This window comes from Paenibacillus sp. N119s (assembly GCF_059447605.1).
In genome coordinates this window covers 1-13,246 of sequence record NZ_JCAJRU010000147.1, presented here as the reverse complement: position 1 = coordinate 13,246, position 13,246 = coordinate 1, and the positions used below count along the sequence as shown (strand labels likewise).

The window sequence follows — 13,246 nt, the reverse complement described above, 5'->3', positions numbered from 1 at the left end:
GATCAACCCGCTCTCCACTAATTGATCTCCCAGGCGGGCCTTGCCGTTTCGTCCGGTTGACGTTTCTGCTGCAGACTCTCCGCCTTCTGTACCTGTGATACTGGAGGCTACACCCATAGCAGCCCCTGCTGCTACCTGTTCCTGCCCAGATGCATACTGGACTTGCGCCTCTTGCTCCTGTCCATCCTGTATCCCTTCATCCAGCAATTGTTCCACAGCTGCTGCCGTATCATTCGCATTCTGAATAGCCTGAATACGCAGTTCTGTATCCCGAAGTCGCCGTTCCAGCTCTTCGATGTGGAAATCAAGCTTGTACAGTATCGGGGCCTGCTCAGCACGCTGTGCCTCTAGCTGTTGTTGCAGTTGTTCGATTCGCTGACGCTCTTCTTTTATTCTTCTCTTGGTTTGGCGAATTGAAACTCCTCCAACCTGCCACCTAAGCTTGTCACCCATGAATTCCCGCCCTTTCAATCCAGCGCCGCTCTTCCGCAAGCGCGTCTGCAAGATGCTGCTTTAACTCAGCATCCCGCTGCTTTTTCCGTTCAAGCGCTGCGTGGAAAAGCTCACGCTCCTCACGCAGCAACTTCTCCGCTTGGATTCGCTCCTCATACAATGAGGATACGAGTTGATCCGCGTCAGTAGCACGATAACCGATCCAAGCACTCTTAAGCTGGCGCGTCGTTCGTTTAGTTCTCATAATACCTCCCTGGATCGTCCCGACTCTGCCTTTTGCCCTGTCGCTACTTCAATATTTTTACCCGCATTTTTTTACAGCATTTTTCCGAAACCAGGACATACCTGCTTTCTCATTGAAGCCCTTCATTTACACATTTATGAAATTCGCTTGGGTGAAAAAACCAATATAAACTTGACAATGATTTATCATATATGCTTCTTGTTCTACTAAATTGGTAATTCAATGAAAAACTTAGTGCTATTCTACCATAATCATGGTAGGCGTAGTATACATAAATGTAAATTCTAGAAACTTTCACACTAATGTATGAATAGGTATATAGAACTATATGTATCAACCTTCGCACTCGATAGACTTCCAATAATCTATGTAGTTCATGATTATCCCGATCATAAATCATTCGAATACCTCAGAAAACACAAAAGACACCGCGAACGGTGCCTTTGAAAACATAGCTGGCAAATATTCTTAAAATCTGATTTTACACAGCATCCCATTGCTGAGCAAGAGAATAATTCTTTTTTTGGATTAATTTCTGGACTTATGACCTTCGAACCATATTGATGTGTTTGCCAGAAGCTGTTCACTACGCCCAATGGCTGCCTTCACCTGGTCTGTGGCGGTTCCGCCATACACATTCCGAGCATTGACTACCGCTTCTGGTTGAAGCACCTCGTAAATGCGCTCGTCGAACAGATCCGAAAACTGCTGGAATTCATCCAGTTTTAGATCAAGCAGATATTTGCCCTGCTGGATGCAGTACAGCACCGTTTTGCCAATGACCTCATGGGCCTGGCGGAATGGAAGCCCCTTGCCGACCAGGAAGTCCGCAATATCCGTTGCGTTGGAAAAATCCTGGTTAACCGCTTGACGCATGCGATCCTTGTTAACCTTCATCGTGGCGATCATCGGAGCGAACAATTGCAAGGCTCCCTCCAGCGTAGCCACCGTATCGAACATTCCTTCTTTATCCTCCTGCATGTCCTTGTTGTATGCCAGTGGCAAGGACTTCAGTACAGTCAGCAGACCGACGAGATTTCCGTAGACACGCCCGGTTTTGCCACGTACAAGCTCCGGTACATCCGGGTTTTTCTTCTGTGGCATAATACTGCTGCCTGTGCAGAAAGCATCATCCAGTTCGACAAAACCAAACTCTGTGCTGCTCCATAGCACCAGTTCTTCACTCAGACGGGACAAATGCGTCATAATTAGCGAGGCCCCGGCCAGAAATTCCACGATGAAGTCCCGGTCACTGACAGCGTCCAGACTATTTTCATAGACTCCGTCAAAACCCAATTGCTCTGCTACAAAATGACGGTCGATCGGGAAAGTGGTTCCTGCCAAAGCGCCAGCCCCTAGCGGCAACACATTGATGCGCTTGTAGCTGTCTTTAAGACGGTCAATGTCACGCTCCAGCATAGACACATACGCCAGCAAATGATGTGCGAACAAAATAGGCTGAGCACGCTGCAAGTGTGTGTACCCAGGTACAATCGTATCCAGATTGTCTTTGGCCTGCCCAATTAAAGCAACTTGTACATCGTGCAGCATACCTACCAGCGATACCACACGTGCGCGCAAGTACAAGTGCATATCCGTTGCTACCTGATCGTTACGACTGCGTCCAGTATGCAGCTTACCGCCGACAGGACCAATGGCTTCGATCAGATTTTTTTCGATATTCATGTGAATATCCTCATCCGAAACGGAAAATTCAATTTCCCCACGGCGGATACGCTCCAGAACGGTATGCAGTCCTCCCTTGATCGTGTTCGCATCCTCCTGCGGAATAATGCCGCATTTGCCCAGCATGGCCACATGGGCCAAACTGCCTTGAATATCTTCTTCCGCCAACGCTTGATCAAACCCGATAGAAGCCGTATATTCCTCTACCAGCTTGTTTGTTTGCTTTGTAAACCGTCCGCCCCATAGCTTACTCATTGCATGATCCCCTCTCTGCAATAACAAGCCGCCCTCGTCGTTTGGACAAGAACGGCCCGCATTCCGTACATTTGTTTAGATTACATTCTTATTTATGATTTTGTGTTACACCCGCATTGACCTTCAAACGCAAAGCATTCAAGCGGATAAAGCCTGTCGCATCACCTTGATCGTAGGCTTGTGTCGGATCAGCTTCCATGGTTGCAATGTCTGGATTGTACAAGCTAACCGGACTTTTAACACCTGCGCCGATAATGTTGCCTTTGTACAGCTTCACGCGCACGGTACCCGTGACATTTTTCTGGCTCTCATGAACCAGAGCCTGTAAAGCGACACGTTCTGGCGCGAACCAGAATCCATTGTATACCAAGGTAGCATAACGGGTAATCAGGCTATCTCGCAGATTCATAACCTCGCGATCCATCGTGATCGATTCCATTTTGCGGTGAGCTGTGAACAAGATTGTACCGCCTGGCGTCTCATAGACTCCGCGACTTTTCATCCCCACAAAACGGTTCTCCACCATATCTACACGTCCGATACCGTGCTTGCCGCCCAGTTCATTCAGTTTTTCCATCACATGCAGCGGAGTTAGCTGTTCACCATTTAAAGCAACGCAGTTGCCTGCTTTAAATTCCAGTTCCAAATATTCTGCTTCATCAGGCGCATCCTCCGGCGCATTGCTGAGCAAGAACATTTCTTTATTTTCAGGAGCGCTCGGATCAAACCAAGGGTCCTCCAACACGCCGCTTTCATAGCTGATATGCAGCAGATTGCGGTCCATGGAGTACGGCTTGGCTGCAGAAGCGGTTACCGGAATACCGTGTTTTTCCGCATAAGCAATCATTTCTGCCCGGCCCGGGAACTGATTGCGGAACTCCTCCAGCCGCCAAGGTGCAATGACTTGGATATCCGGCGTTAGCGCCGCCGCGTTCAGCTCGAAGCGCACCTGATCGTTACCTTTGCCTGTTGCGCCGTGAGCAATGGCTGTTGCTCCCTCGGCAATCGCAATATCGACCATCCGCTTAGCGATCAATGGACGTGCAATACTCGTTCCGAGCAAATATTGCCCTTCATATAAAGCACCCGCTTGAAACATCGGGTAGATAAAATCCTTGGCGAATTCATCGCGCAGGTCATCGATGTACACTTTGGAAGCCCCGGTAGCGAGTGCTTTTTCCTCCAGGCCGTCCAGTTCTTCCTTTTGACCGATATCTGCGGTGAATGCGATGATTTCAGCATCATAGGTTTCCTTAAGCCATTTCAGAATGACCGACGTATCCAGACCGCCGGAATATGCGAGTACGATTTTTTCTTTTGCCATTATTAAAGTCCTCCCCGATGCTTATACCTCTTCTTAACGATCAACCTTATCCCATTAAAGCAACTAGCAACGCTTTTTGAGCATGCAGACGGTTCTCCGCTTCATCAAAAATGACCGAATGGGGACCATCGATTACGCCTGCACTCACTTCTTCCCCACGATGCGCAGGTAGACAGTGCAGGAATAAATAATCCGGCTTCGCGAGCTTAACCAGCTCCTCATTCACTTGAAAATCAGCAAAAGCAAGCTCACGTTCCTTCTGCTCTTCCTCAAAGCCCATGCTTGCCCACACATCCGTGTAGATCGCATCGGCATCTTTTACTGCTTCCTGCGGACTTTGAGTGATTACAATTTCACTACCTGTCTGTTTGGCAATCTCACGGGATGCCGCAACCACACTCGGGTCAGGCTCGTATCCAGCTGGACTTGCAATGGAGACATGTACTCCGAGTTTGGCTCCACCAATCAAGAGGGAATGCGCCATATTGTTGCCGTCTCCGATATAAGCCAGTTTGAGCCCTTTTAGCTTGCCCTTTTGCTCATACAAGGTTTGATAATCAGCCAGCACCTGACACGGATGCGCCAAATCGCTCAAACCATTGATTACAGGGACGGATGCATAACGTGCCAACTCTACAACATTATCGTGTCCAAAGGTACGAATCATAATGCCGTCCAGATAACGTGACATGACCTGGGCCATGTCGCTAATAGGTTCACCGCGGCCGAGCTGAATGTCATTCTTGCTGAGGAAAAGGGCATGCCCGCCCAACTGATACATACCGACTTCAAAGGACACCCGTGTACGTGTGGAGGATTTTTCGAAAATCAGTCCAAGCGTTTTCCCCTTCAGCGGCTGATAAACTTCCCCGTTTTTGTGCTTACGCTTAATTTCAATGGCGAGCTCAATTAAATATTGGATTTCCTCTGACGAATAGTCATCCAGCTCCAGGAAGTCCCGTCCTTTTAAATTCATCTGCTGCAGTGCGCCGCTCTGGCTCATGTTGTCATCTCCTTTTATACTCTAGTCTTGGACACTTCGACCTGTACTCTAAGCTACATGCTCCCGAATCAATTCAGCAATCCATGTTACGGCCTGATCTATTTCTTCCTTGGTTACATACAGATTAGGTAGCAAGCGAATGACGTTCGGTCCTGCTGTAATGAACAGAATGCCCTTCTTCTGTCCTGCCAGCACAAGCTCTGCTACTGGCTCTGCACACTCAATCCCGACCATCAAACCTTTTCCGCGGATATCCTTCACAAAAGGATTATCTCCAAGCTGCTTTTGCAGACTATGGAAGAGATAATCTCCCATTTCGGCAGCGCGTTCTGGCAGCTTGTCATCAATAATCGTTTCAATGGTTGCTTGAACCGCTGCCATAGCAAGCGGCGTACCGCCAAAAGTAGAACCATGACTGCCCGCCGTGAACGCTTCACGCAAATATGCTTTGCCGAGCATTGCACCGACCGAAAAGCCACTGCCCAATCCTTTCGCCAATGTAAAAATATCTGGTTCTATTCCATAATGCTCAAAGGCAAACAGCTTTCCTGTCCGTCCCATACCTGTTTGCACCTCGTCAATGATCAGTAGCAATCCATGCTCGTGGCACAGCTTGGTAATCACGTCTATGAAAGCAGGGTCTACCGGATACATGCCACCTTCAGCCTGTACCATTTCCAGCATAATTGCTGCTGTATTCTCATTGATCGCTGCTTCGAGCGCAGCCTGATCATGAAGTGGAACGCTTTTGAACCCGGCAGGAAGTGGTAGAAAGCCTTCCTTCACTTTGTCTTGACCCGTAGCAGTCAAGGTTGCCAGCGTCCGTCCGTGGAAGGATTGCGTGAACGTAATGATTTCATAGCGACCGGTCTGCTTCACCTTCTGGTGGTAACGACGTGCCAGCTTAATTGCAGCTTCGTTCGCTTCAGCTCCGCTATTGCAGAAAAACACGGCGTCTGCGCTGCTATTCGCTGTCAGTAACGCCGCAGCCCGTTCCTGCCCAGGGATATGAAACAGATTAGATACATGCCACAGTTCATCAATCTGTTGTTTCAACCGCTCAGCTACAGCTTGAGGCGCATGGCCGAGATTGGTAACGGCAATACCTGACATGAAATCCAGATAACGTTTGCCCTGATCATCCCACAGCCAGCTTCCTTGCCCTTTCACCAGGGTAAGCGGGTATCTTGCGTAGTTTGGGAAAAGAGAGCTATTTGTCTGTGCTTGTGCCGGCTCCTTTTCCGCTTGTGCACTGCTTCCATTCGTACTCGGCATTTCCTCACTCACCAGCGTATTCGCTTCCTTACTCATGTTGTTCACGCCCCTTTATCGTTTGGTTATTTTGGTTATATAGTCGAGCAATATATTGATTGCAATTACTGCATACGCACGATGCGTGTTCCAATCGATTCTCCGCTCAGCACTCGGCTGAGTACTTGCGGTTCGCTCCCATCCACAATAACGACTTCCTTCACTTTTCCGTGAATGCAAGCAATAGCCGCTCTCACTTTCGGGATCATACCGCCGTAGATTTCACCCGTGCTGATCATATCCTCAATTTCCTGTACGGTGATCGATTCCAGTACTTTCTTTTCTACACCATTCTTTTTCAATATACCGGGCACATCCGTCACAACAATCATCCGACTGACCCCTAGATGAGAAGCCACCGCTCCCGCGGCTGTATCGGCATTAATGTTGTAACGCTGACCGGATCGATCGATGCCGATAGGCGCAATAACCGGCATATAGCCCATATCCAGCACACCCGTAATAATCGAAGCTTGAACAGCTGTTACCTCTCCGACCCAGCCGACCTCTGCGGCATTCGGCACAGGCTTTGCCTCGATTAAATAGCCATCACTGCCCGACAAGCCCAGCGCTCGCCCTCCGTGCATCCCTATTCTGCGTACAATCTGCTTGTTAATGCTGCCTGCCAGCACCATCTCCACGACATCCAGCACGGGTTCAGTCGTTTTACGCAATCCATGAATGAACTCTGTTTCGATTCCCAGCTTCGCCAAATTGTCAGAGATCGCAGGCCCGCCGCCATGTACAATGACCGGTTGGAGACCTTCCGACTGCAAACGGGCCAAGTCGTCAAAAAAGGAATCAGGCAACGCAGCCAGTGTACTTCCTCCGCATTTCATGACAAAATTACGACGTGCCACTCCTGTATGTTTCACTTGATCCGCATGTCCCACTGCCGATTGCATATCATCTCTCCTTTTCTCCTCTGTACAATCTGTGCGATTTTCAAAATGATGCAAAGCTATATCTGCTTGCTTCTTCTATTAACTACTAATTAGTCCATCCGTGTTTAATTGGCTATCTATGTCCGGTATGCCGCGTTAATCCGCACATAATCATAGGTTAGGTCACAGCCCCATGCGGTAGCCGTTCCGCCCCCGTGATGCAAATCAACGATAATTCGCACCGTATCACCACGTAAATAGGAAAGCGCCTCGGCTTCATCAAAGGTGACCGGACTGGATTGGCTCAGCACCCTAATATCACCCAAGCAGATGTCTACCGTATCTGGATTGACCGGTTCTCCGGCACGTCCAACAGCTGCAATAATCCGTCCCCAGTTGGCGTCTGCGCCAAAAACGGCCGACTTCACTAGGCTGGACCCGATTACGGTCTTGGCTATCGCCTGGGCTGATGCATCGCTCACCGCTCCACTTACAGACACTTCTACCAGCTTCGTAGCACCTTCTCCATCACGAGCAATCGCCTTTGCCAGTTCCCGGCAAATATAGGTGAACGCCTCGGTAAAAGCTCCCCAATCGGGATGGTCTGCTTGCAACTCGCTGTTGCCCGCCAGCCCGCTCGCCATAGCGATCAGCATATCGTTCGTGCTGGTATCCCCATCGACCGTGATCATATTAAAGCTGGTGTCCGTGGCCTGCTTTAATAGTTGATGAAGAGCCGTCTGTCCGATGACTGCATCACAAGTTATAAAAGCGAGCATGGTTGCCATATTCGGATGAATCATCCCCGAACCTTTTGCTGCCCCGGCGATGTGCACAGTCACACCGTCCACTTCAACTGACACGCACGCTTCTTTTTTAACCAGATCCGTTGTCAGAATGGCTTGGCTAAATTGCTCCGCCCCATCGTTTGCCTCGCTCATCCGCTCAGGTAGTGACGATATCCCGCCAAGCACACGGTCCATTTTCAGATGCTCGCCAATTACACCCGTCGAGGCAACGGCTACATCGCTCTCTGCCACACCCAGTTCACGAGCAGCGGCCGAGCGCATTGCGTAAGCGTCCTGCTCCCCTTGCTGTCCCGTACAGGCATTGGCATTCCCGCTGTTCACTACTACCGCCTGCAATCGGCCGTTTGTCAGGCTCTCACGGGTCACCTTCAATGGTGCAGCCTGAAATACATTAGTGGTATACACCGCAGCTGCTGTCGCCTCTACCTCACAGCGGATCGCGCCGATATCGTTGCGATCTGTATTTTTTAACCCACAGTGCAAGCCCCCGGCTGTAAAGCCACGCGGAGTTACAATGGTGCCCTCTTGTACTACTGTAAACCCTACTTCACCCATAATTATGTGCCCTCGTTCGCAACTTATGGCAGACATGCCAGCTAGATGCTTGCGTGCTCACACCTGCCCACTGTCGTTCCCTATCCCGGTTGCGTTTACGTGCTACTTACGGATATACCGGTATGAAGCCCAGCCCGAGGTTCTCCTCCCATCCCATCATCAAATTTAAATTCTGAATCGCCTGCCCAGCAGCACCCTTCACAACATTATCAATGACAGAAATAATCGTAAGCCGTCCGGTACGAGCATCTGCTGCAAAACCGATATCACAGTAGTTTGAACCAAATACTTCCTTTGTTGCTGGCCATATACCTTCGCCACGTACACGGACAAAAGGACGGCCTTTATAATAATCCCGGTATAACCCGATAAGATCCTGATCCGTGTGGTCACCTTTTAGCGTGACGTAAATTGTACTCATAATTCCCCGCGTCATAGGCACAAGCTGTGTCGTAAACGTAATTGTAACGTCCTCGCCCGCAACATCACCCAATACCTGTTCGATCTCAGGGATATGTTGGTGCTTATTCACCTTATAAGCCTTAAAGTTTTCGTTCATTTCGGCATAATGTGAAACAAGACTTGTTCCCCGACCGGAGCCGGATACCCCCGATTTGGCATCCACAATCAGTGACCGATGGTCGATCCACCCTGCCTTCAAGGCAGGAATAATACCCAATAGTGTTGCCGTTGGATAGCAGCCTGGATTCGAAATGAAAGAAACTCCAGTAAGCTTTTCTGCATACACCTCGCTGAGTCCGTATACCGCTTGCTTGAGATACTCAGGTGAAGCCGCTGGCTTTTTGTACCATGCTTCATACGCTTCCCCGCTTCGAAGCCTAAAGTCCCCGGAAAGGTCAATTACCTTCAATCCGGCATCCAGAAGCTGTGGCACTAAATGGGTACTAACACCTGAGGGCGTAGCTGTGAAAACCAAATCAGCCTTGGCAGCAATTTCATGGACATCGACACCGTCCAAATCCTGTACCACAATGTCCGTCAAATGTGGAAAACCGTCACTAATCGGAACCCCCGCGCTGGACGAAGAAATAACAGATACAATCTCCACCTGCGGATGATGTACCAAAAATCGAATCAGCTCCACTCCGCCGTATCCAGTGGAACCGACAATTGCTACTTTTAGCTTGCTGCTCACAGACCTTCCTCCATTCCGTCCCTATGAATTATGTATTATTATACATCTCTATTCATATAAATACAACACTTCATGTTATGTTATGCCTCAAAATTAAAAATGTGCGTTCTCGTCCAGTCGGCCGTTTTGCATAAAGAGAGGAAATGTTTCTTTTATACTATCTTGTATACTGGTAATCATCTGGATTATCTACTTGCTGCACTAATGTATTCGTAGAATATTGAATAGGGTATAAATAGTCAGTGGGTACAGCAGGTACCGTGCTACGACAATTAACCTATAGTTAGGGGTGTTACACATCGAAACCTATACAGCGAATTTGGTGATAGATGCTAAAGCAAAGTTAGGTGAGGGTCCCAGCTGGGATCATCAGTCGCAACGTTTATTGTGGGTCGACATTGAAGGATTTCAATTGCACATCTACGATCCATCTACAGGCACAGATCGTACAATAGATATGGGCGAACATATTAGTGCAGTTGTACCTTATCTTAAAAATAAAGTAATCGTAGCCATGATCAGCGGTTTATACTGTTTGGATATAGAGACAGGGACTAAAGTATTGATCCACGATCCTGAGGAAGGTAGAACAGGCAATCGTTTTAATGATGGTAAATGCGATCCTGCAGGACGTTTTTTGGCAGGAACTATGAGTTTAAATGGCGAACGCGCACAAGGAGCGTTGTATAGTTTGAGTACCCAAGGCAATGTCTCCTTGCTGGTTGACAAAGCTTCCACATCTAATGGGTTAGCTTGGAGCTCAGATAACCGTACCCTGTATTATATTGATACTCCGACCTTGGAAGTGGTCTCCTTCGATTACGATGTGACACAAGGTACTCTTATGAATAAGCAAGTAGTAGCTAGATTGGATGAAAGTGAAGGGTATCCAGATGGTATGACCATTGATGCAGAGGGCATGCTGTGGATCGCACGATGGGGTGGTAAGCGCGTCTCTCGTATCCATCCCGCTCATGGAGAAGTGATTGCTGAGGTGTCACTCCCAGTCAATTGTGTGACTTCGTGCGCTTTTGGCGGTGAACATCTAGATGAGTTATATATCACAACTGCTCAAGATAACGATAATAGTGATCAACCATTAGCAGGCGGTTTATTTATGGTCAAAACCGGGGCAAAAGGAGTACCGACCTCCTATTTTAATCAAGGACAACCGGCGGATTGGCTTGAACTTTTATTAAAAAGGACTTGATAAAGCTGTTCTGAAAAAGAGAAAAGCCCACTACATCAGTGGGCTCTCTTGCATTTATTCATTTATGAGTAAGAGTCCAGCAGGCCATATACGTTAGCCTTCCCTTTTGAACCCTTCCCCCAATACTTCACGTGTATTACTAATAATCACAAAAGCCTCCGGGTCTACCAGGCGAACGAGCGTTTTGAGGCGGGTTACCTCGTTTTGCCCGACGACAACCATAAGGACAGGCCGTTCTTCGTTCGTGTAACCCCCACGTCCTGCAAGCTCCGTCAATCCACGATCCAAATCCTGCAAAATGGTTTGCGTGATTTTCTCCTTTTGATTGGATATGATGTAAGCCACTTTCGAGTAGCCTAATCCCATTTCTACAGCATCAATGACCTTGCCAGTTACAAACAGGCCAATTAATGCATACAGGGCCCGCTCTGGCGATAGGGTGAACCCCGCTAGTGTAATAACCGTTCCGTCCATCAGCATGACACAGAGAGAAAGGCTAAAGCCTGTATATTTATGAATAATTTGCGCTAAAATGGCCAGTCCACCGGTTGAGCCTCTGCCCCGAAATACAGTCCCTAACCCCAATCCTACTCCGATTCCGCCATACAGCGAAGCCAGCAATGGATTGGTGGTGGGAATTGCCCAATCCTTGGTTACATACACGAATAGCGGCAGCATAATGCTTCCCAGCAGGGAACGTAAACCATACTTTTTTCCTAACAGCAGTACACCTGCTATAAATAACGGAATATTCATGCCCCACTGCGTATAGGCTGGTTCCAGACCCAGCAGCTCCTCACCCAAGATAGACAAGCCAGATACACCTCCGGATGCAATCCGGTTAGGCAGCAAGAACATGTTAAAGGTCAACGCTGTAATGAAGGAGCCGAGTATAATGAGCAAAACATCGGTCACGTTACGCGCGGGCCCACTGGCGGCAATCAGAGGCTTACGCCTTCTTCGGCGGGCAGCGGGAGGGTTCAATTGAGACATCATTCAGGTTCTCCTTTAATAAAAAATACCGTTACACAAAAATTCCTACAGACCGCAGACACATAGACTGCGGTTCTGTAGGAAAACGTACAGGCAATTATTCTGCGTCCAGCTTAATTTGGCTGCGCAGGTAACCATCAATAAACGGATCGAGATCGCCATCCATAACAGCCCCTACATTGCCAGTTTCCACGTTAGTACGGTGATCCTTAACCATACTGTATGGATGGAACACGTAGGAACGAATTTGGCTGCCCCATGCAATATCGGACTGTTCACCACGAATTTCGTCCAATTGCTGCTGTTGTTCTTCGATCTTGCGCTCGTAGAGCTTGGAACGGAGCATCGTCATCGCACGTTCACGGTTTTTGATCTGGGAACGTTCATTTTGGCAAGTCACAACAATACCAGTAGGTAAATGCGTAATCCGAACAGCTGAGTCAGTCGTATTAATATGCTGACCCCCTGCGCCGCTGGCCCGGTACGTATCAATTTTAAGATCTTCCGTGCGAATCTCAATATCCACATCGTCCGCAATTTCCGGTACTACATCACAAGATACGAACGATGTATGCCGACGACCGGAGGAATCAAATGGTGAGATGCGAACAAGCCGATGCACGCCTTTCTCCGCCTTGAGATAACCATAGGCATTGTAGCCTTTGATCAACAGGGTTACACTCTTAATCCCCGCTTCATCACCTGCCAGGTAATCCAGGGTCTCTACCTTGAAGCCTCGTTTTTCTCCCCAACGTGTATACATACGCAGCAGCATTTGTCCCCAGTCCTGGGACTCGGTACCGCCCGCTCCCGGGTGCAGCTCCAGAATAGCATTAAGCTTGTCATAAGGCTGATTTAAAAGCAGTTGCAACTCAAATTCCTCCAGCTTGCTCAGCAGGGATTTGATGCTGTTTTCAACTTCACCAACCAGTGCTTCATCGCCTTCCTCTTCAGCCAGCTCTACCATCATACTTGCGTCTTCATATTCCTGACGCAGCTGTTCATAGCTGTCCACAGAAGACTTCACAGCATTCATTTCCGCAATTACGCCTTGGGCCTTTTCGTTATCATCCCAAAAATCAGGCGCTGCCATCTTTTCTTCAAAGTTCGCGATCATTTCCTGTTTGAGATCTAAGTCAAAGAGACCCCCTAAGGTTTGTTAGTTTCTTGCCTATTTCTCGTAAATCATGTTTTACACTTGGATCAATCATGATGTCATTCTCCTTTTAATATATGGTTAGGGGGAGTAAAAGCGTTGTGAATTACGGCTGGTGGGCAGGCGCTGCGCGAATGATTTGATCTTGCGATCGCTGTTGCAGTGAGATGCCCTTGATTGAAATAACACATTTAAAGGTAGGCATCT

Annotated in this window: 11 protein-coding genes and 1 pseudogene; 1 reads left to right on the top strand and 11 read right to left on the bottom strand. The window is 48.4% G+C overall.

What is annotated here, in order from left to right; all coding sequences use genetic code 11:
• From AC5V8P_RS16635 to argC, 9 genes and pseudogenes are all read right to left on the bottom strand, one after another.
• Window positions 1-453: pseudogene (locus tag AC5V8P_RS16635) on the bottom strand (glycosyltransferase family 2 protein); the annotation flags it as partial.
• On the bottom strand, window positions 446-697 hold the full coding sequence (locus AC5V8P_RS16630; protein ID WP_064797850.1) for a hypothetical protein: 252 nt from the start codon (window positions 695-697) through the stop codon (window positions 446-448). The pseudogene AC5V8P_RS16635 and the gene AC5V8P_RS16630, both read right to left, overlap by 8 nt.
• A 528-nt stretch (window positions 698-1,225) precedes the next feature.
• Window positions 1,226-2,638, bottom strand: a complete 1,413-nt coding sequence (gene argH, locus AC5V8P_RS16625; RefSeq protein ID WP_064797849.1) for an argininosuccinate lyase — start codon at window positions 2,636-2,638, stop codon at window positions 1,226-1,228.
• 88 nt (window positions 2,639-2,726) lie between these two features.
• A complete protein-coding gene (locus AC5V8P_RS16620; protein WP_064797848.1) occupies window positions 2,727-3,962 on the bottom strand; it encodes an argininosuccinate synthase in 1,236 nt (411 codons plus the stop codon).
• Window positions 3,963-4,008: 46 nt separating this feature from the next.
• Window positions 4,009-4,965: an ornithine carbamoyltransferase gene (argF, locus tag AC5V8P_RS16615; RefSeq protein WP_063212302.1), complete on the bottom strand. Its 957-nt coding sequence runs from the start codon at window positions 4,963-4,965 to the stop codon at window positions 4,009-4,011.
• 48 nt (window positions 4,966-5,013) lie between these two features.
• Window positions 5,014-6,276, bottom strand: coding sequence for an acetylornithine transaminase (argD, locus tag AC5V8P_RS16610; RefSeq protein ID WP_064797847.1), 1,263 nt, complete (start codon window positions 6,274-6,276; stop codon window positions 5,014-5,016).
• Window positions 6,277-6,341: 65 nt separating this feature from the next.
• Entirely contained in the window at window positions 6,342-7,181 is an 840-nt protein-coding gene (argB, locus tag AC5V8P_RS16605) for an acetylglutamate kinase (protein ID WP_064797846.1), read from the bottom strand.
• Window positions 7,182-7,297: 116 nt separating this feature from the next.
• Window positions 7,298-8,524, bottom strand: a complete 1,227-nt coding sequence (gene argJ / locus AC5V8P_RS16600; RefSeq protein ID WP_064797845.1) for a bifunctional glutamate N-acetyltransferase/amino-acid acetyltransferase ArgJ — start codon at window positions 8,522-8,524, stop codon at window positions 7,298-7,300.
• Window positions 8,525-8,630: 106 nt separating this feature from the next.
• The gene (gene argC, locus AC5V8P_RS16595; protein WP_063212298.1) at window positions 8,631-9,680 is read right to left on the bottom strand and encodes an N-acetyl-gamma-glutamyl-phosphate reductase; all 1,050 of its coding nucleotides are present in this window, start codon (window positions 9,678-9,680) and stop codon (window positions 8,631-8,633) included.
• Between the two features lie 322 nt (window positions 9,681-10,002).
• Between argC and AC5V8P_RS16590 the strand changes: the two genes are divergently transcribed.
• Complete coding sequence (locus tag AC5V8P_RS16590) at window positions 10,003-10,890, top strand: SMP-30/gluconolactonase/LRE family protein (protein WP_064797887.1); 888 nt, start codon at window positions 10,003-10,005, stop codon at window positions 10,888-10,890.
• A gap of 93 nt (window positions 10,891-10,983) precedes the next feature.
• Here the strand turns inward: AC5V8P_RS16590 and AC5V8P_RS16585 are convergent, their stop codons facing one another.
• The gene (locus tag AC5V8P_RS16585) at window positions 10,984-11,883 is read right to left on the bottom strand and encodes a YitT family protein (protein ID WP_063212297.1); all 900 of its coding nucleotides are present in this window, start codon (window positions 11,881-11,883) and stop codon (window positions 10,984-10,986) included.
• A gap of 97 nt (window positions 11,884-11,980) precedes the next feature.
• Window positions 11,981-13,094 (bottom strand): peptide chain release factor 2 gene (prfB, locus tag AC5V8P_RS16580; protein ID WP_142612385.1). Its coding sequence is split into 2 segments (ribosomal slippage): window positions 11,981-13,021 and window positions 13,023-13,094, totalling 1,113 coding nucleotides; the frame shifts between segments, so codons are not numbered across the junction.
• Window positions 13,095-13,246: the final 152 nt, after the last annotated feature.

Excerpts from the sequence above, each read along its gene's own strand:
- argD (WP_064797847.1), bottom strand. The coding sequence starts at position 6,276 with ATGAGTAAGGAAGCGAATACGCTGGTGAGTGAGGAAATGCCGAGTACG.
- argH (WP_064797849.1), bottom strand. The coding sequence starts at position 2,638 with ATGAGTAAGCTATGGGGCGGACGGTTTACAAAGCAAACAAACAAGCTG.
- AC5V8P_RS16585 (WP_063212297.1), bottom strand. The coding sequence starts at position 11,883 with ATGTCTCAATTGAACCCTCCCGCTGCCCGCCGAAGAAGGCGTAAGCCT.
- argF (WP_063212302.1), bottom strand. The coding sequence starts at position 4,965 with ATGAGCCAGAGCGGCGCACTGCAGCAGATGAATTTAAAAGGACGGGAC.
- argB (WP_064797846.1), bottom strand. The coding sequence starts at position 7,181 with ATGCAATCGGCAGTGGGACATGCGGATCAAGTGAAACATACAGGAGTG.
- AC5V8P_RS16630 (WP_064797850.1), bottom strand. The coding sequence starts at position 697 with ATGAGAACTAAACGAACGACGCGCCAGCTTAAGAGTGCTTGGATCGGT.
- AC5V8P_RS16620 (WP_064797848.1), bottom strand. The coding sequence starts at position 3,962 with ATGGCAAAAGAAAAAATCGTACTCGCATATTCCGGCGGTCTGGATACG.
- argJ (WP_064797845.1), bottom strand. The coding sequence starts at position 8,524 with ATGGGTGAAGTAGGGTTTACAGTAGTACAAGAGGGCACCATTGTAACT.